General features: G+C 46.4%; 25 protein-coding genes and 4 tRNA genes. 15 read left to right on the forward strand and 14 right to left on the reverse strand.

Features of this window, described 5'->3' with window-relative positions:
* Positions 1-45 precede the first annotated feature (45 nt).
* Positions 46-903, forward strand: a complete 858-nt coding sequence (locus tag IX95_RS13085; RefSeq protein WP_038160749.1) for an endonuclease/exonuclease/phosphatase family protein — start codon at positions 46-48, stop codon at positions 901-903.
* Here IX95_RS13085 and IX95_RS13090 read toward each other — a convergent pair.
* The 3 genes from IX95_RS13090 to gloB all read right to left on the reverse strand — a co-directional run bounded on the left by IX95_RS13090 (position 883) and on the right by gloB (position 3,960).
* Entirely contained in the window at positions 883-1,569 is a 687-nt protein-coding gene (locus tag IX95_RS13090; protein WP_019276460.1) for a YIP1 family protein, read from the reverse strand. The two genes, IX95_RS13085 and IX95_RS13090, sit on opposite strands and share 21 nt — an antisense overlap.
* Positions 1,566-3,131 carry a lytic transglycosylase gene (locus tag IX95_RS13095; protein WP_038160752.1) on the reverse strand — a complete coding sequence of 522 codons (1,566 nt, stop codon included), beginning with the start codon at positions 3,129-3,131 and terminating at the stop codon, positions 1,566-1,568. The genes IX95_RS13090 and IX95_RS13095 overlap by 4 nt, the downstream gene beginning before the upstream one ends.
* A 70-nt stretch (positions 3,132-3,201) precedes the next feature.
* Complete coding sequence (gene gloB / locus IX95_RS13100) at positions 3,202-3,960, reverse strand: hydroxyacylglutathione hydrolase (protein ID WP_038160755.1); 759 nt, start codon at positions 3,958-3,960, stop codon at positions 3,202-3,204.
* A 39-nt stretch (positions 3,961-3,999) separates the two neighbouring features.
* On the opposite strand from gloB, the gene IX95_RS13105 reads away from it, so the two are divergent.
* Complete coding sequence (locus tag IX95_RS13105; protein ID WP_038160758.1) at positions 4,000-4,743, forward strand: class I SAM-dependent methyltransferase; 744 nt, start codon at positions 4,000-4,002, stop codon at positions 4,741-4,743.
* Here the strand turns inward: IX95_RS13105 and rnhA are convergent.
* The gene (rnhA, locus tag IX95_RS13110) at positions 4,736-5,200 is read right to left on the reverse strand and encodes a ribonuclease HI (protein WP_038160761.1); all 465 of its coding nucleotides are present in this window, start codon (positions 5,198-5,200) and stop codon (positions 4,736-4,738) included. The two genes, IX95_RS13105 and rnhA, sit on opposite strands and share 8 nt — an antisense overlap.
* Positions 5,201-5,256: 56 nt before the next feature.
* Between rnhA and dnaQ the strand changes: the two genes are divergently transcribed.
* Entirely contained in the window at positions 5,257-6,012 is a 756-nt protein-coding gene (gene dnaQ / locus IX95_RS13115) for a DNA polymerase III subunit epsilon (protein ID WP_038160764.1), read from the forward strand.
* Positions 6,006-7,253 (forward strand): TIGR03503 family protein, encoded by a 1,248-nt coding sequence (locus tag IX95_RS13120; RefSeq protein ID WP_038160767.1) that lies wholly within the window; start codon positions 6,006-6,008, stop codon positions 7,251-7,253. The genes dnaQ and IX95_RS13120 overlap by 7 nt, the downstream gene beginning before the upstream one ends.
* A gap of 62 nt (positions 7,254-7,315) precedes the next feature.
* On the opposite strand, the gene fadE is transcribed toward IX95_RS13120, so the two are convergent.
* Positions 7,316-9,766, reverse strand: coding sequence for an acyl-CoA dehydrogenase FadE (fadE, locus tag IX95_RS13125; RefSeq protein ID WP_038160770.1), 2,451 nt, complete (start codon positions 9,764-9,766; stop codon positions 7,316-7,318).
* Between the two features lie 309 nt (positions 9,767-10,075).
* Here fadE and lpcA point away from each other — a divergent pair, with 309 nt between their 5' ends.
* On the forward strand, positions 10,076-10,654 hold the full coding sequence (gene lpcA / locus IX95_RS13130) for a D-sedoheptulose 7-phosphate isomerase (RefSeq protein ID WP_006957880.1): 579 nt from the start codon (positions 10,076-10,078) through the stop codon (positions 10,652-10,654).
* 74 nt (positions 10,655-10,728) lie between these two features.
* A complete protein-coding gene (locus IX95_RS13135; RefSeq protein ID WP_019276467.1) occupies positions 10,729-11,574 on the forward strand; it encodes a class II glutamine amidotransferase in 846 nt (281 codons plus the stop codon).
* 85 nt (positions 11,575-11,659) lie between these two features.
* On the opposite strand, the gene IX95_RS13140 is transcribed toward IX95_RS13135, so the two are convergent.
* The gene (locus IX95_RS13140; RefSeq protein WP_038160773.1) at positions 11,660-13,375 is read right to left on the reverse strand and encodes a proline--tRNA ligase; all 1,716 of its coding nucleotides are present in this window, start codon (positions 13,373-13,375) and stop codon (positions 11,660-11,662) included.
* 111 nt (positions 13,376-13,486) lie between these two features.
* A complete protein-coding gene (tsaA, locus tag IX95_RS13145) occupies positions 13,487-14,182 on the reverse strand; it encodes a tRNA (N6-threonylcarbamoyladenosine(37)-N6)-methyltransferase TrmO (protein WP_038160777.1) in 696 nt (231 codons plus the stop codon).
* Between the two features lie 116 nt (positions 14,183-14,298).
* Between tsaA and IX95_RS13150 the strand changes: the two genes are divergently transcribed.
* From IX95_RS13150 to IX95_RS13165, 4 genes are all read left to right on the forward strand, one after another.
* Entirely contained in the window at positions 14,299-14,559 is a 261-nt protein-coding gene (locus IX95_RS13150) for a type B 50S ribosomal protein L31 (RefSeq protein ID WP_038160780.1), read from the forward strand.
* Positions 14,560-14,685, forward strand: a complete 126-nt coding sequence (gene ykgO / locus IX95_RS13155) for a type B 50S ribosomal protein L36 (protein ID WP_005380299.1) — start codon at positions 14,560-14,562, stop codon at positions 14,683-14,685.
* Positions 14,686-14,913: 228 nt separating this feature from the next.
* Entirely contained in the window at positions 14,914-16,500 is a 1,587-nt protein-coding gene (locus IX95_RS13160; RefSeq protein WP_038160786.1) for an AbgT family transporter, read from the forward strand.
* A 119-nt stretch (positions 16,501-16,619) separates the two neighbouring features.
* Positions 16,620-17,117, forward strand: a complete 498-nt coding sequence (locus IX95_RS13165) for a GNAT family N-acetyltransferase (RefSeq protein ID WP_038160948.1) — start codon at positions 16,620-16,622, stop codon at positions 17,115-17,117.
* Positions 17,118-17,192: 75 nt separating this feature from the next.
* Here IX95_RS13165 and IX95_RS13170 read toward each other — a convergent pair whose 3' ends face one another.
* The 3 genes from IX95_RS13170 to metN are packed head-to-tail and all read right to left on the reverse strand — an operon-like array spanning position 17,193 to position 19,736.
* Positions 17,193-18,002, reverse strand: a complete 810-nt coding sequence (locus IX95_RS13170; RefSeq protein ID WP_038160789.1) for a MetQ/NlpA family lipoprotein — start codon at positions 18,000-18,002, stop codon at positions 17,193-17,195.
* Positions 18,003-18,034: 32 nt separating this feature from the next.
* Positions 18,035-18,712, reverse strand: a complete 678-nt coding sequence (locus tag IX95_RS13175; protein ID WP_038160793.1) for a methionine ABC transporter permease — start codon at positions 18,710-18,712, stop codon at positions 18,035-18,037.
* Positions 18,702-19,736 (reverse strand): methionine ABC transporter ATP-binding protein MetN, encoded by a 1,035-nt coding sequence (gene metN / locus IX95_RS13180; RefSeq protein WP_019276472.1) that lies wholly within the window; start codon positions 19,734-19,736, stop codon positions 18,702-18,704. The genes IX95_RS13175 and metN overlap by 11 nt, the downstream gene beginning before the upstream one ends.
* 224 nt (positions 19,737-19,960) lie before the next feature.
* Between metN and gmhB the strand changes: the two genes are divergently transcribed.
* The 5 genes from gmhB to treC all read left to right on the forward strand — a co-directional run bounded on the left by gmhB (position 19,961) and on the right by treC (position 25,294).
* Entirely contained in the window at positions 19,961-20,512 is a 552-nt protein-coding gene (gene gmhB, locus IX95_RS13185) for a D-glycero-beta-D-manno-heptose 1,7-bisphosphate 7-phosphatase (protein WP_038160795.1), read from the forward strand.
* A 60-nt stretch (positions 20,513-20,572) separates the two neighbouring features.
* Complete coding sequence (locus tag IX95_RS13190) at positions 20,573-20,911, forward strand: MliC family protein (protein WP_038160950.1); 339 nt, start codon at positions 20,573-20,575, stop codon at positions 20,909-20,911.
* Positions 20,912-20,962: 51 nt separating this feature from the next.
* A complete protein-coding gene (gene treR / locus IX95_RS13195) occupies positions 20,963-21,910 on the forward strand; it encodes a trehalose operon repressor TreR (protein ID WP_038160797.1) in 948 nt (315 codons plus the stop codon).
* Positions 21,911-22,104: 194 nt separating this feature from the next.
* The gene (treB, locus tag IX95_RS13200) at positions 22,105-23,529 is read left to right on the forward strand and encodes a PTS trehalose transporter subunit IIBC (protein WP_038160799.1); all 1,425 of its coding nucleotides are present in this window, start codon (positions 22,105-22,107) and stop codon (positions 23,527-23,529) included.
* A gap of 85 nt (positions 23,530-23,614) precedes the next feature.
* Entirely contained in the window at positions 23,615-25,294 is a 1,680-nt protein-coding gene (gene treC, locus IX95_RS13205; protein WP_038160801.1) for an alpha,alpha-phosphotrehalase, read from the forward strand.
* Between the two features lie 114 nt (positions 25,295-25,408).
* Here treC and IX95_RS13210 read toward each other — a convergent pair.
* The 4 genes from IX95_RS13210 to IX95_RS13225 form a co-directional block, all read right to left on the reverse strand.
* Positions 25,409-25,493 (reverse strand) — tRNA-Tyr (locus IX95_RS13210).
* Positions 25,494-25,549: 56 nt separating this feature from the next.
* Positions 25,550-25,634 (reverse strand) — tRNA-Tyr (locus tag IX95_RS13215).
* A gap of 56 nt (positions 25,635-25,690) precedes the next feature.
* Positions 25,691-25,775, reverse strand: a tRNA-Tyr gene (locus tag IX95_RS13220).
* 55 nt (positions 25,776-25,830) lie between these two features.
* Positions 25,831-25,915: transfer RNA gene (locus tag IX95_RS13225), tRNA-Tyr, on the reverse strand.
* Positions 25,916-26,051: the final 136 nt, after the last annotated feature.

A 26,051-nucleotide genomic window follows, 5' to 3' on the forward strand; every position in this document is an offset into this window, starting at 1 on the left:
TCTTAAAAGAGCCGCAAGGCTCTTTTTTCTTAATGGTCGTTCCAAGTGAAAAAAAAGCGCCTGCTGATCTTACCTATTGTTGCTATCGCTGCTGTGGTTGGTGGTTTCCAACTGATTTTTTCTCTGCCTAAGCAGCCCCAACTTTCGACTATTTCCCAGTCAGGGGAAGATGTGTCGCTGCGTTGTGCGCATGCCTCTCAGGTGGAATCCATTGACAATAATGGCGACATAAATCTGCTGGTTTGGAATATATATAAGCAAAATCGCGATAATTGGTCGCAAGAGCTAACCAAGTATTCTGACGACAAACAGTTGGTTTTACTCCAAGAAGCTAGCATGACCGCTGAACTCAAGGAGTGGATGAAACAGCAGCTTTGGTTTGGTAATCAAGCGGATGCGTTTAAAGCGTTTGACCACAGTGCTGGGGTGCTGAATTTATCTAAGTCTCTTCCTAAGCTCGCTTGCGCTTACACTGAGCTGGAACCTTGGCTGCGCTTACCTAAATCTGCCATTTACGCCACGTACCCTTTATCTGATGGTCAGGTGCTGTCGGTTGTCAATATCCATGCGGTGAACTTTACCTATGGTACGGAGGAGTATCAGAGGCAGCTTGGTACACTGGTCGATGAGCTGAGCAAGCACCAAGGGCCGGTTATCGTCGCCGGTGATTTTAATAGTTGGAGTGCAGATAGAATGGCGGCAATGAGAAGTGCGCTGGACACGCTTGGTGTGAAAGAAGTGAGCTATTACCCTGATCATCGTACTCAATTTATAACCGGATTGCCGCTCGATCATGTTTTTTATCGTGGGTTAACCCTGATAAAAGCAGAGGCGCCGGAATCCGACGCCTCTGACCATAATCCTCTTGAGGTCATGTTTCGTTTAGCTAATGACGATATATAGCGCCCAGATAATGTAATACGCCACCCATGGTAGCGCTGAAATTACCAACGCTTGACCACGTTCGAACTCTGTCCAAGTTCCGACAGCAGCATAGCCTAAAGCGATATACCAAGGTAAGAGCAGTGGGAATGAACTGGCGAATTGTGACCACTCATTGGTCAGCGGCAGTTTCAACAGGCCATTGAGGCTATTGAGATCCGCCGCATACACCATTACCTGACCATGCTTGAGAAGCAAGCTAACGTAACTCGCCAGGTCGCCAATGATCGCTGGAAATACGACGACAGTGCTTGCGGCAAACCAGCGCCAGAAGCCATGTTGGTGCTGGCTGGGTTTGGTGGCTAAATTGAACCAAAACGCCAACATCACAATAGTTAACGTTCGGCCTGCTACGTCGCTGATGATCTCACTGGCCATCAGAGTGTTCGCATCAAGCAGCTCCAATTGTTTCGGATTAGTTTGTGCGAGTTGAGCAGACAAGCCCTGTCGCAGCCACTCAAAATCGACAATATCAAAGTAGGCGCCCCAAAAAAGAAAAGGGGACAACATCAACACAATATAGGTTTGCCAGCCCCAAGCACCACGTTGGTAAAGTGCGAGGAAACAAGCGCTGGGTGAGCGAAATACGTCAACCAGCATCACGAGAGGGTTTGAAGAAGGCGTCATACACTCACCTTAGTTACATCGACATAGAGTTTTAGCTTTTGACCAGGCTGTAGATATTTCTTTTTGCTTAGCCCGTTCCACTTCACGATGTCATTAGATTTAACTTTAAATTTGTTGGCGATGCCGCTGATGGTATCGCCAGATTTCACGTTGTAGAAAACGGTACGGATGATGGCGCCGTCAGAACTGTTTTTCCAGATAACCAGCTTTTGTCCAACACGTAGCGTGTCTCTTGGTCCCATGCCATTCCATTTTGCTAGAGACTGATGGGAGACTTTATTGGCACGCGCGATGCTCCATAAGCTATCACCTGAGCGTACAGTATGGGTGAGCTTATACTGGCCACGTGATTTGGCCTGAGTTTTTGCCAGTCGGTTGGTTGCACTCAGTGTATAGGCTTGATCGTCCTTGGTTGATGTCGGGATCATCAAATGCTGGCCGACACGGATGTTGTATCCGTTAAGGTTGTTAGCACTCTGAATGACTTTCGTTGTGGTGTTGTATCGGGTGGCTAATACACTCAAGCTATCACCGGACTTGACCTTGTAACGAACCACTTTCATGCCTTTGCCACGGTTTTCCGCCACTTTGGCTTTGAACGTGTTGATCTTTCCAACTGGCAGCAACAGTTGATGTGGGCCATCAGGGGCAGTTGCCCACTGGTTGTATGCGGGGTTTAGGCTCTGTAGCTGCTTGACACTGATGCCTGCGTAGTTAGCGGCTATCGCTAAATCCAGTTGTTCCTTAGGATCAACCAGTTCTACTACTGGTCGGTTGGCAATGGCAGGTATATCGATGCCGTATTTATCTTGGTTTGCGATGATATCTGCCAGTGCGAGTAGTTTTGGCACATATCCACTGGTTTCCTTAGGCAGGTCCAGAGAGAAGAAATCGGTTGGCTTACCTAAACGCTTATTCTTGCGAATGGCGCTGGAAACACGGCCACCGCCGCTGTTGTATGCCGCGATTGCATGACTCCAGTTTCCTTCAAAACGTTTGTTCAATACTTCTAAATAATCAAGAGCCGCATCTGTGGAGGCCGCGACATCACGACGCCCGTCATACCAGAAGTTTTGCTTTAATCCGTAATATTTTCCTGTGCCGGGAACAAACTGCCATAGGCCAGCGGCGCTGCCGTGAGAGTATGCAAAGGCATCAAAGGAGCTTTCAACGATAGGCAGAAGAGCAAGCTCTAGCGGCAGGTCACGTTGCTCAATTTTTTCCGTGATCAGGTAAAGAAACGGCTGGGCACGCTCGGAAACGGTTTTAAGATGGTTAGGGTGTTTGAGATACCAAGTACGGTAGTAATCCACCATTTTGTCATCGGGAATCGGGAAATCCAATTGCATGGCAATGCGATGCCAAACATCTTCCTGAGATTGAGGTGTTACAACAGTTTTAGATGACTCTACCGACTCTGAAGGTTTGGTGGTCGGTTCTGAAGAAGTTACCGGTGGTGGATTATTGGTCTCCGGAGAAGCAGTTTTATCGCTCTCTGTCTGCTGGGTAAGCTGACATCCTGTTAGTAGCAGTGCTAATACCCAGCTGTGTTTAACTCGCATTTCACAGCCCTTTTTTTATTTGGCTGCTGATAATACTTGTCTAAATATGGAAGTGACAAGTTGCAAAACGTTAAAATTCGTTCTTCCACTCACGTAACGCCGAAAAAATGGCGAGTGAGTCCGTTTGTTGGGTTCGGTTAGCCACAGAACGCATGACGCTTTGCTGGTCTGTGCGCAGAAAAGGGTTAATCCATTTTTCCTTGCGAATGGTGGTCGGCAGAGTCGGTTTGTTTTGCGCTCGCAGGCGATTCACTTCGTCACGGTATTGCTGCAGTAGTTCGTTGTCTGGTTCTACCGCAAGGGCAAAAGCGACATTGCTGGCCGTGTATTCATGTGCACAGTAAACTTCGGTCTCTTCGGGTAGAGCAACCAGTTTATTGAGCGACGTATGCATTTGTTCCATTGTGCCTTCGAATACGCGCCCGCATCCGGCGGAGAACAGAACATCGCCGCAGAACAGCTTTCCATCGCCAATATAACCAATATGCCCTCGTGTATGTCCTTCTAGGCCCAAAACGAAAAAGATCTCGCCAAACAGTTCGATTTGGTCACCGGCCTCAACGGCGTGGGTCAGTGTTGGCACGGGTTCATTGACTGGGCCTACCACGTCGACATCTGGAAATTGTCTGACTAACTCAGGAACGCCACCGATGTGATCATTATGGTGGTGGGTAATTAAGATCGCCTCTAAGCTTAACTCGTGCTGTTTGAGGTACTCCAACACGGGGGCCGCGTCTCCCGGGTCGACGACAGCACAACGCTGATCGCTATTTTTAATCAGCCAGATGTAATTGTCGTTAAATGCAGGTATGCTTTTGATATCTAACATAGTTGTCTCTCCGGTTACCAAGAGTGAAGCAGGTTAAGTATGAAGCCAGCACGCAGTACTAAGAAGCTCGAAAAGCCTCATTCATGGTCTCAGCTTAAGAATGGTCAATGGGTCAGTGAATCAATACAAACTCGTGTTGATGAATGGTGCCCAAAACTATTTGGCTATCATATGCTTAAGCTGGGTGGGCTGAGCTGCGAGTTAACCAGCTTTAATTGTAATATTCAACACCAAGTTAACCTCGATATCCAGAACCCTTTGCACAATGTGATTGCAGATGGTTATGACCTTCCGTTTCTTGAAAAAAGTTTCGATGCTGTTGTGATGGCGCACCAGCTGGATTATTGCAATGACCCTCATCGAATGTTGAGAGAAGTCGATCGGGTGATGATCGACGATGGCTATTTGATCATCACTGGGTTTAATCCTATTAGTCTCACTGGGTTGGCGAGCCTGATGCCGTGGCGCAAGAATAACTTGCCTTGGAGTGGGCGTATGTTTACCCCGAATCGTATCCGCGATTGGTTGAGTGTCTTGAACTATCAGGTGATTGAGTGCGACAGTTATGCTCTGTTTCCAATGCAGAAATACCGCACAATCTGGACTTGGCTGGAAAACAGTTTAGGGGATTGGGCGTCTCCTATGGGCAGCCTGTACTTTATTGTTGCCCGTAAACGTACCTACCCACTAAAACCTATCAAGCCACACTGGAAGCTAAAACGAAAATTGACGCCGATTGGCGTCAATTACAAAATTTCGAGCAAGCGAAGCAGCTCTAACTAGGCTGATAACCTGTGTCTTCGTCGGTTGGATTTTCAGCGGCAGTCCGGGCGAGTTCATCACACATTTCATTTTCTCGGTGGCCTGCGTGGCCTTTGACCCAGCGCCAGTCTATTTTGTGGCGTCCGGTTTCCGCATCGAGCGCTTTCCATAAATCGGCGTTTTTAACTGGCTTTTTATCGGATGTTTTCCAGTCCCGCTTTTTCCAGTTATGGATCCATTGAGTAATGCCTTGGCGAACGTACTGGCTGTCAGTGGTGAGTATGACGTCACAAGGCTCCTTTAATGCTTGTAGTGCGACTATAGTAGCCATCATTTCCATGCGATTGTTCGTGGTTAGGGTATAACCTTTAGCAAGGGTCTTTTCTACTTGTTTGTAGCGTAAAACAATGCCGTATCCGCCGGGGCCCGGATTGCCTAAGCAAGAACCATCTGTGAAAATTTCCACTTGTTTCGTCATGATTTGATACTATTGGGTTAAGCACATTATTGGCATAGTCTGACACACAATTTGTTATGAATACCAGCAACAATTCCAACCACAATCGCATCGTGGTACTCGATACCGAAACCACAGGTATGAACCGTGAAGGCGGCCCTCATTATCAGGGGCACCGTATTATCGAAATCGGTGCGGTGGAAATCATCAACCGTAAACTGACCGGACGTCATTTTCACGTTTACATTAAACCCGATCGTGAAATTCAGCCTGATGCGGTCGAAGTTCACGGTATCACTGACGAGTTTCTGGTCGACAAACCTGAGTATCAGGATGTCCATAAGGAATTTATCGAGTTTATTAAAGGCGCTGAATTGGTCGCTCACAACGCGCCCTTCGATACCGGCTTTATGGATTACGAGTTTGGTATGCTCGATCCTACAATTGGTAAAACCGACGATTACTGTAAGGTGACCGATACGCTTGCCATGGCGAAGAAAATCTTCCCCGGCAAACGAAACAACCTTGACGTCTTGTGTGACCGCTACGGTATAGATAACTCTCACCGTACCCTCCATGGCGCTTTGCTCGATGCGGAGATACTGGCCGACGTTTACCTGTTAATGACAGGTGGCCAGACATCACTGCAATTTAACCCGGGCAGTGCAGAAGGTAATGTGGGAGGTGAATCAATAAAACGGGCTGCTGGTGGGCGAAAATCGCTAAAGGTTATCCGTGCAACGGCCGATGAACTAGAAGCACATCAAAATCGATTGGATCTGGTGGAGAAGAGCGGAAGCTGTCTCTGGCGTCAGCAGGAGAAGGAATGTTGAGGATTTGGTTTGCCCTGCTGGGCTTGTTAGTCAGTACCTTTGGTTATGCTGAGGAGTCCTCAATGTCGCTGCTCGACAATCGTTTTCGAGTCGACCCAACCATCAAGCAAATTACCTTTGTTATCTATCGTGCGGAGCGCTCACGTCCGGTCGTTCTGGTGCGCCCAGATGGTAAAAAGTACTATGCGTGGCGCAGCCCAGACAATGTCCGTTGGTATCAAGAATCGTCCATGGACATCATCTCGATTGACAATCCCATGCCCGGTCCTTGGCAGGCAATAGGCAAAATCACACCTAAGAATAAAATCATTCTTATCTCCCACCTTGAATTGTCGACGGATACCATGCCGACACGGCTATTTCAAAATGAAGAAATTAAATTTACCGCTCGCTTGACGGCGGATGGCAAACCTTTGGTGCTCAGAGACTTCCTTGAACGAGTCAAGCTGATGGTCACTTTTACCAAGTATGTAGAAAACGAAGAGGAACTGATCAAGGAAGCAAGACCAATTCCCTACACGATTGGTGAGTTTGCTGATGATGGCCGTGGGTTGGATGAAGTGGCAGGGGATGGTGTATTTACTGTTTCTTTGAACATATCCCCAGAACCGGGCAAATATCGTGTACGCATTACATCAGGCAATGGTGTGTTCCTCCGTGCTCAGGAGCAGGAAGTGCTGATTTATCCAACACCGATTGAAACCACTTTTATTCAAAGCCGAGAAGAAGGGAAAGATCACCAAGTGGTTTTCTCTGGGGAGCAGGGGATGATTCAGCCGGGCAGTTTGGCAGCCCAGATTGAGCACAAGTCTCCAGATAATAGCGAAATCTCGGCGGCGGAAAGCGCCTCAGAAGAATCAGAAAAAGTGGTACTGACCATCCCTTATAACGGCGAAATCGGCAATTATTCTTGGATGGGGCAGGTGTTTGCGACTGAAATGGGCTCCGGCCGCCCACTGGCGTTTCCAATCAAAGAACGTACTTATAGTGTGCTTGAAGAAATTGATTTTGCAGAAACGCGTCGACTGCAGGAAGAAGAACGCATGATGCAACAGAAGCTGATGGAAGAAATGCGTTTGATTCAAATGCGAGAAGAAAAACGCACTCGAACCTTCATTATGATTGGGGTCGGAAATGTTGTGATGATTATTCTTGGTTTAGCGGTTTGGTTTGTGATGCGTAAGTTAAGAGCTAAAAAAGAAATGATGCCTGAAATGCAATTGGAAATGCCGAAGAAATAGGATTCGAGGTTACCTCAAAAAAGGGCTGCCAACTCGGCAGCCCTTTTTAGTCAGTGTGAACTTTACGCCACTTCATCCATCTGAGGTGTTATCTCTAGCGGCTTGGCAGCTAAGTCCTTTGGGTCAAAATCATCCACGTTAATGGCATATAAGCGATGCTCTTCTGCTTTGTGCAGTAGTTGTGCATCCGCAGAATCGATAATGCCTTTTTCTAAGCCAATATCTGCGATTAAATCGAGACGTAGGAATGGACGTCGCTCGTTGATGGCTTTACAGACCTTCTTAAATACCGGCTCAGCTTCAAGAATGATGTGTAGTGCCTCTTCAATCTTACCTGCGGCATTGAACTCGCTCGCCTGGAAGTATTGGTTGCGACCCAATCGATCACGTGTCGCTGACGGTGTTTGAAGAATCTGAGCAACTTGGCTATCAACCTTATCGCTTGGCGCTTTACGCACTCGACCAAATGGCAAGATCATCACGCGTAGTACTTTGCCCAGCCATTTGTTCGGGAAGTTAGCAAGGAATTCATCAATCGCTTCTTCTGTCTGCTTCAGGCTATCTTGTAATCCCCAGTGAACCAGTGGAAGATCGTCGGCGATACGGCCATCGCTCTCATAACGTTTGAGTGTTGCTGAGCTGAGATAAAGCTGGCTGAGAATATCACCCAAACGTGCTGATAAACGCTCTTTACGTTTCAGCGAACCACCTAATACGGCCATTGAAATATCTGACAGGAATGCAATGTTCGCACTGTAGCGGTTGAGCTGCTGGTAGTAGCGAGTAGTAGTGTCTTTGACTGGTGCGGATGAGAAACGACCATCAGTGAGACCTAGCCAGAAGCTGCGTACCAGGTTACTCATTGTGAAGCTGACGTGGCCTGCAAGTGCTGCGTCAAACTTATCTAGTGCATCAGAAGCGTCTGAATAAGCCGCATTCATTTCTTCAAGAACGTAAGGATGGCAACGGATAGCGCCTTGACCATAGATGATCATTGAGCGGGTTAAGATGTTTGCCCCTTCAACGGTTACAGCAATAGGTGCGCCTTGGTAGCCACGTGCTAGGAAGTTCGAAGGCCCCATACAGATACCTTTACCGCCCACAATGTCCATGGCATCGATGATGCTCTGCTGACCTCGGTGGGTACAGTGGTATTTTACAATCGCGGAGATAACGGAAGGTTTTTCGCCCAAATCAATACCTGCGACAGTTAGGTTACTGGCTGCATCCATGACGTAGGCGTTACCGCCCAGACGTGCTAATGGCTCTTCCACACCTTCCATCTGACCGATTGGCTGTTTGAACTGGCGGCGAATACGAGCATAAGCCCCTGTAGCGAGCGCTGCCGTTTTAATACCACCTGTAGAGTTAGAAGGAAGTGTAATACCACGGCCAACTGACAGGCATTCAACCAGCATACGCCAGCCTTGGCCAGCCATCTTAGGGCCACCGATGATGAAGTCGAGTGGAACAAACAAGTCTTCACCACGAGTTGGTCCGTTTTGGAAAGGAACGTTCAGTGGGAAATGGCGGTTACCAATCTCAACACCTTTAAGATGGGTAGGAATCAGAGCACAGGTGATGCCCAGCTCTTCCTGTTCACCAAGTAGGCCTTCAGGGTCACGCAGTTTAAAGGCAAGGCCCAGAACCGTAGCAACGGGCGCTAAAGTAATGTAACGCTTGTTCCAGGTTAAGCGCATACCTAGGACTTCTTTGCCTTCCCACTTGCCTTTACACACCACACCGAAGTCAGGGATTGAACCTGCATCAGAGCCAGCTTCAGGGCTGGTTAGGGCGAAACAAGGGATTTCTTTACCTTCTGCAAGGCGAGGTAGGTAGTAATCTTTTTGATCTGTAGTACCGTAATGTTGAAGTAATTCACCTGGGCCTAAAGAGTTAGGTACACCAACGGTAGAAGAAAGAACGCCAGACACGCCGGTCAATTTCTGTAGTACTAAGGACTGGGCATAAGCAGAAAACTCTAAACCACCGTATTTCTTTTTGATTATCATGGCGAAGAACTTGTTGTCTTTGAGGTACTGCCAGACTTCAGGGGGTAAATCTGCCAGTTCGTGCGTCACTTGGTAATCATTCACCATTGCGCAAACCTCGTTTACTGGACCGTCAAGAAACGCTTGTTCCTCGGCAGTGAGCTGAGGGTTTTGAATTGCATGCAGTTTTTTCCAGTCTGGCTTGCCTTTGAACAGCTCGGCTTCCCACCAAACAGTACCAGCATCGAGAGCTTCTTTTTCCGTTTGCGACATCGCTGGTAAGACTTTTTTAAATAAAGTCAGCGCTTTTTGACTGATCAGAGATTGGCGAACGGAAGGAATCGCGATTACCGCAGTGGCTGCGATGAAAAGAATCCAGCTGAGTGAGCCTGCGGTGCCAAGTATAGAAAGCACTGCCAGTGTGGCGGTAAGGGCAGCAATCGACTTCACCAGCGAAGTGCGATGATAGAGACAGATCGCCAGAACTGCAGCAAATCCAAGTATAGAGAGCAAGATGTCCATAGTTAATGTTCCTTGTTCGGCGCTTGATATTCAGATTACGCCGTTATCTAGTAAGAGGTCCAACCAGTTAAAGTGTAATCAAAATATTAAAGAAATGTAAAACCCAAATGTGTTCAAAAAGTGATCTTGGTAGAGTGAAAATTCTAAAAATGAAGAGGCGAGCGCTTTTTGATGGTGCAGAAACGGAATAAAGACGCAATTGTTTGCGGGCAGCTATCGACAGTGAGAATTGTTTGAGTAAACTCTGACTATAACCTTGGCGACGATAAGCGTCGGCCTTTTTCATACAAAATAATTAGAGAAAAACCTATGTACCAGGATCTGATTAAAAACGAACTAACCGAAGCTGCTGACGTACTAAATAAATTCCTTAGTGATGAAAGTAACATCGCACAAATTGAAGCGGCGGCGAAGATGCTCGCTGACTCATTTAAGCAGGGTGGCAAGGTGCTTTCTTGTGGTAACGGTGGCTCACACTGTGATGCCATGCACTTCGCTGAAGAGCTGACGGGTCGTTACCGTGAAAATCGCCCGGGTTTGCCAGGTATCGCTATCTCAGATCCAAGCCACCTATCTTGTGTAAGTAACGACTTTGGTTACGAGTATGTTTTCTCTCGTTACGTAGAAGCGGTTGGTGCGAAAGGCGATGTTCTGTTTGGTCTGTCGACATCGGGCAACTCTGGCAACATTCTTAAAGCGATTGAAGCTGCTCAGGCAAAAGGCATGAAGACGATTGCTCTGACTGGCAAAGATGGCGGTAAAATGGCGGGCTTAGCGGATATCGAAATTCGTGTTCCTCATTTTGGTTACGCTGACCGAATTCAAGAGATCCACATTAAGATCATCCACATTGTGATTCAGTTGATCGAAAAGGAAATGGAAAAGTAATTTTCAAACTGGTTTAGCAAGTGCCAGTGTTGTTTAAGCTGGCACTTAGGTAGTGCAAGGGAGTTTTATAAACCATGTGTGAATTGCTCGGAATGAGCGCCAATGTACCGACAGACATTTGTTTCAGTTTTACTGGCTTGATGCAGCGTGGTGGCAATACCGGCCCTCATCGCGATGGCTGGGGGATCACTTTCTATGAAGGTAAAGGTTTTCGGACGTTTAAAGATCCGAACCCAAGCTGCAAGTCTAAAATTGCTGAATTGGTTCAGAATTATCCGATCAAAAGCTGCGCAATAGTCAGCCATATTCGTCAGGCGAATCGTGGTGGCGTCAATCTAGAGAACACTCATCCATTTACCCGAGAATTGTGGGGACGCTATTGGACTTTTGCTCACAATGGTCAGCTGTCTGATTATCAGGATCTGCATACGGGGCGTCATCGACCTGTAGGCCAGACAGACAGTGAATTGGCTTTCTGTTGGTTGCTTAAGCAGATGGAAGACCGATTCCCAGAACCGCCTCAGGATATGATAGGTGTGTTCCGCTTTGTGGCGAAATGTTGTGAAACCCTGAAAAGTAAAGGGGTGTTCAACATGCTGTTGTCAGATGGTGAATATGTCATGACGTATTGTACCAACCATCTCTACTGGATTACTCGTCGTGCTCCATTTGGTAAAGCTTCTTTAATTGATGAAGACGTCGAGATTAATTTTCAGGAAGAAACGACACCCAATGACGTGGTTTCAGTTATCGCGACGCAGCCGCTAACTGATAATGAAGAGTGGCATCGAATGAAGCCAGGGGAATTTGGCATTTTACATTTTGGTGAGATTATCGATGGCAATGCCGATGAGCTCATTGATGTACCATTTGCTCCGAAAAAGGTCGAAAGTCAGGCGCCAACTGAGCCGTTGGAGTGAGACAACAGATTGGGCTTGATGGAAACTCCAAGTAAAAAAGGCTGATGCAATGCATCAGCCTTTCTGTTTTTAAGCGTTAATCAACTTAAGCCAGTTGAGCTTTAATGTGTTCAACGATGTCAGCCATCGCAACAGGTGTCTTGTCACCAGTGCGGCGGTTCTTGTACTCAAAGTTTCCTTCTTTCATCGAACGATCGCCGATCACGATAGTGTGAGGGATACCGATAAGTTCCATATCAGAGAACATAACACCTGGGCGCTCTTTACGGTCATCGAATAGCACTTCGATACCCATAGCCGTCAATTCAGCATACAGCTTCTCAGCCGCTTCTTTTACTTCTTCTGACTTGTGCATGTTCATAGGAACGATAGCCACTTGGAAAGGTGCTAGTGCGTCTGGCCAGATGATGCCGTACTTGTCATGATTTTGCTCAATCGCAGAAGCAACAACACGGGAAACACCGATGCCGTAACAACCCATCTCTAGAATAACGTTCTTACCGTCTGGACCAAGAACTCCACAGTTCATGGCTTGTGAGTAAACGTTACCTAGCTGGAAGATATGACCCACTTCGATACCACGTTTTAGTGCGATAGTACCTTTACCACAAGGGCTTGGATCGCCTTCAACTACGTTACGCAAATCTTCAACTTGGCTTAGCTCAACATCACGACCCCAGTTGATACCGAAGTAGTGTTTGCCGTCAATGTTAGCGCCCGCGCCAAAGTCACTCATGACTGCTACAGAGCGATCAACGATGAATGGCAGTTCAAGACCCACAGGGCCTAGTGAGCCAGGGCCAGCACCGATTAGACCACGGATCTCTTCTTCTGTTGCCATCTCTAGAGGAGCTGCAACTTGAGGAAGGTTTTCCGCTTTCACTTCGTTCAGTTCGTGGTCGCCACGGATGATAAGCGCAATTAGGTCAGCTTCAACTTCATCAGACGCCTTAACAAATAGAGTCTTAACGGTTTTCTCAACTGCTAGACTGTGTTGCTCGACTAACTCTGCGATGGTTTTCGCGTTTGGTGTATCAACAAGTTCCATCTCTTGAGTTGGAGCAGCAGCTTCGTCAGCCAGAGCTAGCGCTTCAGCTTTTTCGATGTTCGCTGCGTAATCCGATTCAGTAGAGAATGCAATCAGATCTTCACCGCTTTCTGCTAGTACGTGGAACTCTTGAGAACCGCTGCCGCCGATTGCGCCAGAGTCAGCCAGTACCGGACGGTACTCAAGACCCATGCGGTCAAACGCTTTACAGTAAGCATCGTGCATCGCATCGTAAGACTTCTGCAGACCTTCTTTATCGATATCAAAGCTGTACGCATCCATCATGCAGAATTCACGTGCACGCATTACGCCGAAACGTGGGCGGCGCTCATCACGGAACTTAGTTTGAATTTGGTACAGGTTTAGCGGTAACTGCTTGTAAGAGCTTACTTCATTGCGCACAAGGCTAGTGATGACTTCTTCAGCGGTAGGGCTAAGAACAAACGGACGAGTATGACGGTCAGTAAAGCGAAGTAGCTCAGGACCCATCTTTTCGCTGCGGCCTGTCTCTTCCCATAGTTCAAACGGCTGAACAACGGGCATCAAAGTTTCGACTGCGCCTGCATTGTCGATTTCCTGACGAACGATGTTTTCGACTTTACGCAGTACACGTAGACCGGTAGGTAGCCAGGTGTATAGACCTGAAGCCAGCTTACGGATCATACCTGCACGTAGCATGAGCTGGTGGCTCACTACTTCTGCGTCGTTTGGAGTCTCCTTCAGAGTAGAAAGAAGATAATTACTGGTACGCATTAAATTTATCCGTTTATTTAAGTTAGATACTCTAGCCAGAACGAGCTCGAGTAAAGAGATCCCATCAAGGGAAAATAGTTAGCCGCCTATAATATCAGCCAATTGGCTTTGTCAAAAGCGTTCAATGTTCGTAACCGTCACTAAGTTGCCTTCAACACGAAATTTCACGTTCAGATCGAATAGATTTACCGCGTATTCCTTATTGTCCGGCTTGTTTTTCTTATAAGCGGGACGAGGATCTTGAGCCAGTACTTGTTCAATAACCAAAGAGATGTGTTGGCTGTCAGGAAGGGGGCTGAGCGTCGCTAACGCGCTATCGGTGAATATGACTTCTGAGGTGGATGGCGCTTCGTCGGCATAACCACTACTGCTGTCAATAATGGCATCTGAGTATTCGACGTAAGGTTTGACGTCGATAACAGGAGTACCATCAACTAAGTCAACACTTCCAAGCTCGATATAAAATTGGTCACCACACTGTGATACGCCTTTAAGCTCGACCGCAGACATGCCAATCCCATTTGGCCTGAATGTCGAGCGTGATGCGAACACGCCAATGCGTTCGTTTCCGCCCAGCCTTGGTGGGCGTACTGTCGGTTTCCATCCGGCCTGCAAATGCTGATCGAACATAAACAACAGCCATAGGTGGCTAAACTGCTCGATGCCTCTGATTGCTTCTGCACAATTTGCGTCGCCCACTAAACGAAGTCTCGCTTTTGCCTCAGGCACCAGTCTAGGCTGCCTTGGTACGGCAAACTTCTCTTTATAAGGACTTTCAATAAAACCAATCGGCTCCACAGAATACATTTGTTTTCTCTCAAATACAGTGATTCGCAAAAAGTATCACAAAAAGGGTAGTAAAACCTTTTGATAATGATTATCATTTATTATGTTATAACATAACAGTTAATGGAGAGGTAATTATGCAACCTAATATTCACCCTGATTACAGAACCGTCGTTTTTCATGACACAAGTATTGATGAATACTTCTTGATTGGCTCAACGCTGCAAACACAACGCACGATCGAGTGGAAAGATGGCAAGACGTATCCGTACTTCACGATTGAAGTTTCATCAAAATCCCATCCTTTCTATACCGGCAAACAGCGTGTTATTCATCAGGAAGGTCGAGTAGCTAACTTCAAGCGTCGATTTGGTCAATTCTCGAAAGGAGGTAAGTAAATGAAAGTCGTGAAGTCTCTGAAAAGTGCCAAGAGCCGCCACCCTGATTGTCAGATTGTAAAAAGAAGAGGGCGGTTATACGTAATATGTAAAACTAATCCCAGATTCAAAGCTGTCCAAAAATAGCGAATGCATTATAAATTTCTATGATTCTATGTAATTTATAATTCTAATGATTGTTATATATGTGGATGAAACTGCTGGTTTTTTGTTTTTTTAGCGTTAAATATAATGATCTGGATAACACTTTATTACATTTTCGATTTCTAATTGACCTCTTTGTCGAGTAACCTGCGCGAGTTTTGTGGCAGCTCGTCACAATGACGCGCAGGAATAACTACAAGGAGGGAACAGATGAGTTCATCTGCTTCGATTAAACAAAACTCGCCTAAGAGGCCGATATTTACGCGCTTCTTAGATACAGTCGAATATTTGGGGAACCTGTTACCCCACCCGATCACACTTTTCGCCATCTTCTGTGTTGCTATATTAGTAGCTTCCGGTATTGCTGGTTACTTTGAAGTGGCGGTGGCAGACCCTCGTCCGGAAGGCGCACCTGGTCGTGCGGCTGACGGTATGATTCAGGTTGTCAGCTTATTAAATGCTGATGGTCTTGAGTTGATTGTTACCAATCTGGTTAAAAACTTTGTCGGCTTTGCGCCATTGGGCACTGTATTAGTTGCACTACTAGGTGTCGCGGTTGCTGAATATTCAGGTCTACTGTCTGCTGCAATGCGTGGTTTGGTGATGGGTGCTTCGAAGAGCATGGTCACTGTCACGGTAGTATTTGCTGGTATCATTTCTAATACGGCATCTGAGCTAGGCTATGTGGTACTTATCCCACTAGCGGCTATGCTGTTCCACTCTTTAGGTCGTCACCCTCTTGCGGGTCTGGCAGCTGCATTTGCAGGTGTATCGGGCGGCTATTCAGCAAACTTACTAATCGGTACCGTTGATCCACTGCTTTCTGGTATTACAGAAACTGCAGCACAAATGATCGACCCGACTTACACGGTTGGCCCAGAAGTTAACTGGTACTTCATGTTTGTTTCTACTTTCTTCATCGCTGGTATGGGTGCCTTCGTAACGGAGAAAATCGTTGAGCCTAAATTAGGTAAATACAACGAAGAAGAAGCGTCAGAAGATTTGTCCAACGATTCAATGGGCAAGCTGACAGACGTTGAGAAGAAAGGTCTGAAAATGGCTGGCCTAGCGGTACTTGCGGTTTCTGCTCTACTTGCTTGGACAATCGTTCCAGCAGATGGAATTCTTCGTTCAGACGCAGGCACGGTTGCGGGGTCTCCATTCCTGAAAAGTATCGTTGCTTTCATCTTTGTCTTCTTTGCTATCCCTGGCCTTGTTTACGGTAAGGTAATTGGCACAATGAAGAATGATCGCGACGTGATTGACGCGATGTCTAAGTCAATGTCTTCAATGGGTATGTACATTGTACTGGTGTTCTTCGCGGCTCAATTTGTCGCGTTCTTCAAGTGGACTAACTTTGGTCAGGTGTTCGCGGTAGCAGGTGCAGACTTCCTACAGAGCATTGGTTTGACTGGCCCTATGTTGTTCTTCGCCTTCATTCTGATGTGTGGTTTCATCAACCTGATGATCGGTTCAGCTTCTGCACAATGGGCTGTGACTGCACCAATCTTCGTACCTATGCTGATGCTAGTCGGTTACGCGCCTGAAACGATTCAAGCGGCATACCGTATCGGTGACTCAACGACCAACATCATTACACCAATGATGAGCTACTTTGGTCTGATTCTGGCCGTTGCATCGCGCTACATGAAGAACCTTGGTATTGGTACGCTGATTGCGACCATGTTGCCTTACTCAATCTGCTTTATCGTGGGTTGGAGTCTACTGTTCTATCTATGGGTATTCGTATTTGGCTTGCCAGTTGGTCCTGGCGCAGCAACTTACTACACACCATAACGTATTATCGAACGACAAAACCGGAGCCCAGTGCTCCGGTTTTTTGTTTTTGGTATTGTGAGTAGACCTGAGACCGTACAACTTGCGATATCTAGTGGATAAGGGGGATGAGAGAGCCAATGGAAGTAACAATTAGAGAAGTCAAAATCGAGGATGCTGATGGTGTTCGTGGTGTATTAAACCCAATCATTGAGCAAGGCAAATTTACCGTGATTGATACCCCGTTTTCACTTGCCCAAGAGCAGGACTTTATACGCCAGTTTCCTGAGCGAGGCGTCTTTAATGTTGCAGTATCAGAGAATCAACAGGTGCTAGGGTTTCAGAATGTAGAGCCGTTCGCGTCCTATACTCAGGCCTTTGCCCATGTAGGAATTATCGGTACCTATGTGGATGGGCAGTTTCGAGGGATGAAGATCGCCAGTCGTCTATTTGCTGAGACGTTTGCAGCGGCAAGAAATAAGGGATACGAAAAGCTGTTTGCTTACGTTAGAGAAGATAATCCAACGGCGTTAGCGGCGTATCTTAATCAGGGCTTTGAAGTGATAGGGACGGCAAAGAAGCACGCTTATGTGCAAGGTCAGTACATAGATGAAGTGCTGATTGAGAAATTCCTTTGAACAATAATCAAAAAGCTGAAAGAAAAAGGGCTGACGCAGTAACGTCAGCCCTTGTTTAATTCGGCGAGTAAGTGATTACCAACCTTTAACTACGCCACCTTTAAAGATGTCTGAAGCGGCTGTGTATACTTCGTCTGTCTGGTAAGACTTAACAAAGTTTTGTACGTTTTCAGCTTTGACGTTATCTTCACGCGCAACAATCAGGTTTACGTATGGAGACTCTTTGTCTTCAACAAAGACGCCATCTTTTTGTGGTGTCAGGTCAATTGAGCTTGCGTAAGTCGTGTTGATGATAGACAGAGCTACATCGTCAAGAGAACGAGGAAGCTGAGCGGCATCTAGCTCAACAATGGTGATGTTTTTTGGGTTCTCTGCGATATCACGTACAGTTGCCAGTAGGCCAACGCCGTCACGTAGTTTAAGCAGGCCTTGTTGTTCAAGAAGCAGTAGAGAACGACCTAAGTTGGTTGGATCGTTTGGCACTGCGATACGTGCACCATCTTGAATTTCATCAACCGATTTTACTTGCTTAGAGTAACCAGCGATAGGGTAAACAAACGTATTGCCCGCAATCGTTAGCTTGTAACCACGGTCAGTCACTTGCTGATCTAGGTATGGTTTATGCTGGAACGCGTTGATGTCGATAGAGCCATCATCCAGAGCTGCGTTTGGCGTTACGTAATCTGTGAAAGTCACTAGCTCTACATCCAGACCGTATTTTTCTTTTGCAACTTTAGCTGCGACTTCTGCTACTTGAGCTTCAGCTCCCGCCATAACACCAACTTTAATCTTGCTGGTATCTGCTTGTTTTTCACCACATCCTGATAGGACAAGTGCAGTTGCAACTGCTGCGATGGCGAGTAGACCTTTTAATCCAAATTTCATGACTTTCTCCTTATTCTGTATCTGTAAATTTATTATCTGTGATCGACGCGGCGCACAATTGCATCGCCGATAGACTGAATGATTTGTACCAAAACAATAAGCATCACCACGGTTACTGCCATGATAACTACATCATAGCGATGGAAGCCGTAACGAATGGCGACATCACCTAAGCCGCCGCCACCAACCGTTCCGGCCATGGCTGAATAGCTGACTAAAGTGACCAACGTGATGGTGACTGAGTTGACTATGGTTGGCATTGCTTCAGGAAGCAGAACCTTGTTGACGATTTGCATCGGAGTAGCGCCCATCGATTGAGCCGCTTCCACTAAGCCTGTTGGTACTTCCAACAAAGCACCTTCAATAAGGCGAGCAACAAATGGGATGGCGCCGATAGTCAACGGTACGATAGCTGCTGTAGTACCAATAAAAGTGCCGACCAGAATTTTAGTGACTGGAATGATGGCAACCATTAATACTAGGAATGGCACTGAGCGGCCAACGTTGACGACAGCGCCTAGAATGCTATTAAGTTTGGTGTTCTCAAGTAGGCCACCTTTCTTCGTTGTATGAAGAATAACGCCGAGTGGGATACCAACGGCAAAGCCAACAATACCTGCCACTGCGACCATGTAGATGGTTTCCCAAGTCGCACCGATTAAAAGGTTACTGTTGAGGCTCAGCCACTCAGAAATTGTGTTAAAGGACATAACCCAGTACCTCTACTTTTACATTGTGTTCACGGAGGAATTCGATTGCCGCGTTGTCATCTTGCTCGTTACCAAACAGCTCAGCGACCATCATGCCGAATTTAACGCCACCGGCGTAATCAAGATCAGAGCTTAGAATGCTGACATCAATATTAAATTTACGCGCGATCTGGCTGACGAGTGGCGCGTCTACAGTTGCACCAGTAAACTCAAGTCGAACTAATGGGTAGCTACCTTCAACGCGAGTCTCTTGCAGTCGCGCCTGATAATCATCAGGAATAGATAGATCAAGCGTAGAACGGATGAACTCATGAGCCAGCTCTGTTTTCGGGTGAGCAAAGATTTCACCTACCGTGCCTTTCTCGACCAGTTCTCCGCCACCAATGATCGCCACTTCATGGCAGATACTCTTTACCACGTCCATTTCGTGGGTGATGAGCAGCATAGTGATATTCAGCTTACGGTTAATCTCTTTAAGCAGTTCGAGAATAGACTGCGTTGTCGCAGGGTCCAAAGCGCTGGTTGCCTCGTCACACAGCAATACTTTTGGATCAGAAGCCAGAGCTCGTGCGATAGCCACACGCTGCTTTTGGCCACCACTCAGGTTAGAAGGGTAGCTTTCGTGTTTATCAGAGAGGCCTACCAGTTTGAGCAGCTCGGTGACTTTCTCATCGATTTGAGCCTTATCTTTGCCTGCAAGCTCTAGGGGTAGAGCAACATTATCGAACACAGTACGTGAAGATAGCAGGTTAAAATGCTGGAAGATCATGCCGATGTTACGGCGCGTTTCACTCAGTTCAGATTTGGACTGCTTGGTAAGATCTATACCGTCAACAATGATCGAGCCCGACGTTGGCGCTTCCAGCATATTGACACATCGAATAAGCGTACTTTTCCCTGCTCCTGATGAGCCAATTACACCGAATATCGTCCCCTGAGGGATATGAAGGTTGATGTCCTTCAGGGCATGTATCTCTTTGCTTCCTTGAAGAAATACCTTGTTTACTTGATTAATTTCTATCATCGAGAAATCCGCTATCAGACTGCTTTGGGAAAAAGTAGATAATTTTGAACTACCTCTCATTTAGTAGAGGATGCTATGGCTTTGCATTAATTGTGTCAATAGATATTTTTACGGCTAGACGTCTAAACGTTTATTTCAATCAAACAGATTAGTAATTAGATAGTGATGAAAGAAATAAAGCGTGTAATAATTCTGGTAATAAATAGTAGACAGAGAAGCAAATTTTGGCGAAACCAGCAGTCTTTTTGGATCGTGATGGCGTAATCAACGTCGACCACGGATATGTTCATGACGAGCACGACTTTGAATTTATTGATGGCGTGTTTGAATCGACGAAAAAGCTCAAAGAGATGGGCTATATGCTTGTATTGGTGACCAACCAGTCTGGGATTGCTCGTGGTAAATTCAGTGAAGATCGTTTCCTTTCACTAACGCAGTGGATGGATTGGAACTTTGTTGATCATGGCGTTGAATTTGATGGTTTCTACTATTGTCCACACCATGCGGAACATGGTCAGGGTAAGTACAAAGAAGATTGCAATTGCCGCAAACCTAAGCCTGGCATGTTCATTTCGGCTCGTGACTTTCTCAAAATCGATATGGCGAATTCTGTTATGGTCGGCGACAAGGCTGAGGATATGATGGCCGCAGAAGCCGCTGAAGTGGGTACGCGTATTTTAGTACGTACTGGCAAGCCTGTTACGGAAAAAGGTGAGGCGAATGCCTCTGTTGTACTGGACAGTATCAAAGAAGTCCCTGCCTACTTAGCGAAGTAAATTATCGAGAAAAGAGGTCGCTTGAGGCGGCCTTTTTTCTATTGGAGAGTTTGGATGAAAATGAATGCTTTGTTAGCGTTTCTGGCTGGAACGACACTATTTGGTTGCAGCCACTCAGCGATTGAGCGCGAAGCAGATGACACTTATCAATTCGTGACCTACCAGTGTGAATCAAACAAGCAGTTTGAGGTCGCCTATCTGATTGAAGAGCAAGCAGCGCTTTTACGTTTGCCTAAACATGACTACCGCCTCACTCAGGTCCCATCTGGTTCTGGTGCAAAATACATCCTAGATAATGGAACAAAACCGATTCTAAATCCGGTAACTTTACACACCAAAGGCGATGATGCGCGGTTAGAATTAGGCAGAGTCGTTTACAAAAACTGTAAAACCCAATAGCGTTAATCTTCTGTACACTCTGCTTTGTCAATTGAGCGAATCCACAGCATTATGAATAAAAAACTGACCATCCTTGATATTGCGAAACTTTCTGGCGTTGGTAAATCTACGGTTTCCCGTGTGTTAACTAATGATCCTAAAGTCAAACCGGAAACTCGTGCCAAAGTTGAGCGTGTGATTGAAGAGTCTGGCTATGTGCCTTCTAAGTCGGCGCAAGCGATGCGTGGCGGCAGTCAGAAAGTGGTTGGGGTTATCATTTCGCGTCTTGATTCGCCATCGGAAAACAAAGCTGTCAGCAGCATGCTGCAAGTTCTCTACAGTAACGGCTATGATGCGGTGATCATGGAAAGCCAATTTGACCGCAAGATGACCAATGAGCATCTCGACGTCCTACGCAGACGCAATGTTGACGGCGTGATTGTGTTTGGCTTTAGTGATTTTGACATTGAACGTCTCTCTAGTTGGCAACATCGTTCACTGGTGATTGCTATGGATACCGACGCAACCTCATCGATAAACTACGACAATACAGGCGTCATTCGCTGTGCACTGGAACACCTTCAGCGCCAATCGGTGAATGAGATTGCTTTTATTGGTGTTGATCCTTCAGACCGAACTACTGGGCAGATTCGTCTCAATGCATACTTAGATTGGTGTTCAGAGCAGCGATTATCCCCTAACTACCAAACAGGTCACCTTCATCACGAAAGCGCTTATCAGCTGGTGGATAAAGTGTTGAATCCAACCACCCAGGCAATTGTGTGTGCCAGTGATACTTTGGCACTCGGTGTAATTAAGCGTCTTCAGGAGTTGGATAGGGAAGACGTGATGGTGACTGGTGTCGGTGGTAATGAGCTGCTGTCTTTTCTATTTCCGAGAGTATTCAGTATTGACCCGGGTTATGCTCAGGCTGGAGAAAGAGCTGCCAAGCTATTGATTTCTCAGCTTAATGGAGAGTCTGAACTGGTGCACCTTACTCAGGAACCAATCCTGAGTTAAGCCTCTCTTTTCTCTATGGTTTAAAATTATACTGTGATCTCATTCAATTAATGGGATTGTTCCCATTTATCTGTTTCGATAGATTTGACAATATAATAAATACAAATTGGGAATGTTCCCAAATTAATTATAACTAACCTTTTGATCAGAGAGTTCTGATCTGAACGAGAAACCAATTTAGGGTGGACAAGGATATGAGTAAGATTGCGAAACAAGAGGTTGAGCGTCTGATAGAACTGGTTGGCGGTCGCGATAACATCGCCAGTGTAAGCCACTGTCTGACGCGCCTTCGCTTTGTATTAAATGACACAAATAAAGCCGATACCAAAGCACTGGAAGCACTGCCGCTCGTGAAAGGCTGTTTCACTAATGCGGGTCAGTTTCAAGTTGTTGTCGGTACTGAAGTTGATGAAGTGTATAAAGTTCTGATTGAACTGTCGGGTAAGTCTGAAGCGTCGAAAGATGAATCCAAACAGGCTGCACGTCAGAATATGAACATTTTGGAACGTGGTATCTCCCATCTTGCTGAAATCTTTGTACCACTGTTACCAGCAATCATTACAGGTGGTTTGATCTTGGGCTTCCGCAACGTGATTGGCGACATCAAGATGTTTGATGGTCAATCATTGACGGAAATCAGCCAGTTCTGGGAGACCGTTCACAGCTTCCTATGGTTAATTGGTGAAGCTATTTTCTTCTTCCTGCCTGTTGGCGTCTGTTGGTCAACAGTGAAGAAACTCGGTGGTACACCGATTCTCGGCATTACACTTGGTGTCACTTTGGTCTCCCCTCAACTGATGAATGCGTATCTGATTGGTAAGCAAGTGCCAGAAGTGTGGGACTTCGGCTTATTTGCTATCGAGAAGGTGGGCTATCAGGCTCAGGTTATTCCAGCCATGTTAGCGGGTATCGCGTTGGCGTTTATCGAAACGAACCTTAAGCGTATTGTTCCTTCTTACCTATATTTGGTTGTTGTTCCTTTCGTTTCTATCATCGTTTCTGTTGTATTGGCGCACTCTCTGATTGGCCCGTTCGGTCGCGTATTGGGTGATGGTGTGGCGTTTGCCGCGAAAGCAGCAATGACGGGTGATTTCGCTGTGATTGGTTCAATGGTGTTTGGCTTCCTGTATGCACCTTTGGTGATTACCGGTATTCACCATACAACCAACGCTGTTGATCTGCAGTTGATGCAAGACCTAGGTGGTACTCCAATCTGGCCTTTGATTGCACTGTCTAACATTGCTCAGGCATCAGCGGTTGTCGGTATCATCATCATCAGTAAGAAACACGGTGAGCGTGATATCTCAGTACCTGCGGCTATCTCTGCTTATCTAGGTGTCACCGAGCCAGCGATGTACGGTATTAACCTTAAATACAAATTCCCAATGCTGAGTGCGATGATCGGTAGTGCTATTGCTGCAGCGATCTGTGGTAGTGCAGGTGTGATGGCTAATGGCATCGGTGTGGGTGGCCTGCCGGGCATTTTGTCTATCCAACCACAATTCTGGGGCATCTACGCGATTGCAATGCTGGTGGCGATTGCACTGCCAGCAGTACTGACCCTGTTCTTCTACAAGCGTGCACAAATGAAAGGCGAGCTAGAGCCTGCAAACGCTTAAGCTCAAACAAAAAGGAGCGATCGCAATTCGGCGATCGCTTCTGCTATTTTTTCGATTTTTTATTTTTTGGTAAGTGAGTTTAGCAATGACAACAATCACAAATGATGCGAACTGGTGGAAAACGGCTTCGATATATCAGATTTACCCGAAGAGCTTCTGTGATAGCGGCAGTAAAGGAACAGGAGATATTAAGGGCATCATTTCTAAGCTCGATTACTTAAAATTGCTCGGTATTGATGCCATTTGGCTAACACCAGTCTATCAGTCTCCGATGATTGATAATGGTTATGACATCTCAGACTACTACGCTATTAACCCTCAGTTTGGCAGCATGGAGGATTTTGATTGTCTACTGAGTGAAGCGCACCAGCGCGGTATTCGCATCATCATGGACATTGTCGTTAACCACACTTCTACCGAGCACGCTTGGTTCCAATCTGCGCTGGGGGATAAGAGTAGCCCATACCGTGATTACTACATTTGGAAAGATCCGGTTGCAGGTGACGTTCCAAACAACTGGCAGTCCAAGTTTGGCGGAAGTGCTTGGGAAATGGATGAGCAAACGGGCCAGTATTTTCTGCACCTCTTTGCCAAAGAGCAAGCGGATCTTAATTGGGAGAGCCCGACAGTTCGTGAGGAAGTGAAAAAGGTCATCAGCTTCTGGGCTGAGAAAGGAGTGGATGGCTTCCGTCTTGATGTGATTAACCTAATTTCTAAGCAGCAAGATTTCCCGAATGATGATATTGGTGACGGTCGCTGCTTTTACACAGATGGCCCTCGTGTACATGAATACTTGCAGGAAATCAGCGAAGCTGTGTTCCAAAAATATGGCAGCGTTACGGTTGGCGAAATGTCGTCTACCACATTGGAACACTGCCAGCAGTATTCCAATGTGGATAACAAAGAACTGTCGATGGTGTTTAACTTCCACCATCTCAAAGTGGATTACCCAAATGGCGAGAAATGGACCAAAGCGCCTTTTGATTTCTCACAACTAAAACAGATCTTTAACCATTGGCAAACAGGATTGAACGGCAAAGGTTGGGGAGCACTGTTCTGGTGTAATCATGATCAGCCACGTGTTGTTAGCCGCTTAGGCGATGACAAAAATTATCGAGTGGAATCCGCCAAAATGTTGGGAGCCTCTGTCCATATGATGCAAGGCACACCATACATTTATCAAGGGGAAGAGATTGGGATGACCAATCCCGGCTATAGCTCGATAGAGCAATACCGTGATGTGGAAAGCACCAATATGTATGACATCATGGTCAACCAGCAAGGTGTCAGTAACGAAGAGATGATAGATATTCTGGCTCAGAAGTCCCGTGACAACTCACGTACACCAATGCAATGGAATGACGAGCAGTATGCTGGTTTCTCTCAGGCTCAACCTTGGTTGGCGGTGGCAGAAAATTATCCTCAAGTGAACGCAGCTAAAGCCGTTGATGACAGTGACTCGGTTTTTTACTTCTATCAGAAGTTAATTCAATTGCGCAAAGAGATTGAAGTGATCACGACAGGGGACTATCAAGATCTGTATCCGAATCACGACCAGATCTTTGGCTATCAACGTAAGAGCGCCAAACAGACGCTGATTTGTCTCAACAACTATTATGGCGTGGAAGCACAATGTGCACTACCAGAGTCCTTCAAGGTGGACTGTGCTAAATATGTATTAGGCAACTACGCTTTGCCTGAATCCGTTGCTCAAACTCAAACTCTACGTCCTTACGAGACACGCATTATTTTGATTGAAGAGTAAACACACCCCCTATAGTGTTTTCTTCATTGCCTCGCTTGTGCGGGGCATTTTTTATGCGTAACTGGAAAGTAGAAACGAAAAAAGCCAGCTCAATGAGCTGGCTTTTTGCTGATATGGTGGAGGGGGACGGATTCGAACCATCGAAGGCAGTGCCAGCAGATTTACAGTCTGATCCCTTTGGCCACTCGGGAACCCCTCCAGGGTATTTTTATCCTTAACTGATGTTTTCCCAACACAACAATCAAGCGTTCAATATGGTGGAGGGGGACGGATTCGAACCATCGAAGGCAGTGCCAGCAGATTTACAGTCTGATCCCTTTGGCCACTCGGGAACCCCTCCAGGGTATTTTTATCCTTAACTGATGTTCTCCCAACACAACAATCAAGCGTTCAATATGGTGGAGGGGGACGGATTCGAACCATCGAAGGCAGTGCCAGCAGATTTACAGTCTGATCCCTTTGGCCACTCGGGAACCCCTCCAGGGCTTTTTATCCTTAACTGACGTTTTCCCAACGCATCAATCAAGCATTTAATATGGTGGAGGGGGACGGATTCGAACCATCGAAGGCAGTGCCAGCAGATTTACAGTCTGATCCCTTTGGCCACTCGGGAACCCCTCCAGGGTATTTTTATACTTAAGAAATGATTTCCCAACACATCACTCAAGTGCGGAGCGCATCATAGCAAACTCGCTAAACCTGTAAAGCCTTTTCTTATGATTTTGAATTGAATGCTGGCTTTTTGGGCAAAGATGCC

The sequence above is a fragment of the Vibrio sp. B183 genome, assembly GCF_000740665.1.
Classification (GTDB): domain Bacteria; phylum Pseudomonadota; class Gammaproteobacteria; order Enterobacterales; family Vibrionaceae; genus Vibrio; species Vibrio coralliilyticus.

Bases quoted from the DNA above. Each gene is read 5' to 3' on its own strand.
- IX95_RS13120 (WP_038160767.1), top strand. From the start codon at position 6,006: ATGTTGAGGATTTGGTTTGCCCTGCTGGGCTTGTTAGTCAGTACCTTT.
- treR (WP_038160797.1), top strand. From the start codon at position 20,963: ATGAATAAAAAACTGACCATCCTTGATATTGCGAAACTTTCTGGCGTT.
- treC (WP_038160801.1), top strand. From the start codon at position 23,615: ATGACAACAATCACAAATGATGCGAACTGGTGGAAAACGGCTTCGATA.
- IX95_RS13175 (WP_038160793.1), bottom strand. From the start codon at position 18,712: ATGTCCTTTAACACAATTTCTGAGTGGCTGAGCCTCAACAGTAACCTT.
- IX95_RS13140 (WP_038160773.1), bottom strand. From the start codon at position 13,375: ATGCGTACCAGTAATTATCTTCTTTCTACTCTGAAGGAGACTCCAAAC.
- metN (WP_019276472.1), bottom strand. From the start codon at position 19,736: ATGATAGAAATTAATCAAGTAAACAAGGTATTTCTTCAAGGAAGCAAA.
- IX95_RS13105 (WP_038160758.1), top strand. From the start codon at position 4,000: ATGAAGCCAGCACGCAGTACTAAGAAGCTCGAAAAGCCTCATTCATGG.
- IX95_RS13170 (WP_038160789.1), bottom strand. From the start codon at position 18,002: ATGAAATTTGGATTAAAAGGTCTACTCGCCATCGCAGCAGTTGCAACT.
- dnaQ (WP_038160764.1), top strand. From the start codon at position 5,257: ATGAATACCAGCAACAATTCCAACCACAATCGCATCGTGGTACTCGAT.
- IX95_RS13135 (WP_019276467.1), top strand. From the start codon at position 10,729: ATGTGTGAATTGCTCGGAATGAGCGCCAATGTACCGACAGACATTTGT.
- lpcA (WP_006957880.1), top strand. From the start codon at position 10,076: ATGTACCAGGATCTGATTAAAAACGAACTAACCGAAGCTGCTGACGTA.
- ykgO (WP_005380299.1), top strand. From the start codon at position 14,560: ATGAAAGTCGTGAAGTCTCTGAAAAGTGCCAAGAGCCGCCACCCTGAT.
- IX95_RS13090 (WP_019276460.1), bottom strand. From the start codon at position 1,569: ATGACGCCTTCTTCAAACCCTCTCGTGATGCTGGTTGACGTATTTCGC.
- tsaA (WP_038160777.1), bottom strand. From the start codon at position 14,182: ATGTATTCTGTGGAGCCGATTGGTTTTATTGAAAGTCCTTATAAAGAG.
- rnhA (WP_038160761.1), bottom strand. From the start codon at position 5,200: ATGACGAAACAAGTGGAAATTTTCACAGATGGTTCTTGCTTAGGCAAT.
- gloB (WP_038160755.1), bottom strand. From the start codon at position 3,960: ATGTTAGATATCAAAAGCATACCTGCATTTAACGACAATTACATCTGG.
- IX95_RS13150 (WP_038160780.1), top strand. From the start codon at position 14,299: ATGCAACCTAATATTCACCCTGATTACAGAACCGTCGTTTTTCATGAC.
- treB (WP_038160799.1), top strand. From the start codon at position 22,105: ATGAGTAAGATTGCGAAACAAGAGGTTGAGCGTCTGATAGAACTGGTT.
- IX95_RS13095 (WP_038160752.1), bottom strand. From the start codon at position 3,131: ATGCGAGTTAAACACAGCTGGGTATTAGCACTGCTACTAACAGGATGT.
- IX95_RS13190 (WP_038160950.1), top strand. From the start codon at position 20,573: ATGAATGCTTTGTTAGCGTTTCTGGCTGGAACGACACTATTTGGTTGC.
- fadE (WP_038160770.1), bottom strand. From the start codon at position 9,766: ATGGACATCTTGCTCTCTATACTTGGATTTGCTGCAGTTCTGGCGATC.
- IX95_RS13160 (WP_038160786.1), top strand. From the start codon at position 14,914: ATGAGTTCATCTGCTTCGATTAAACAAAACTCGCCTAAGAGGCCGATA.
- IX95_RS13165 (WP_038160948.1), top strand. From the start codon at position 16,620: ATGGAAGTAACAATTAGAGAAGTCAAAATCGAGGATGCTGATGGTGTT.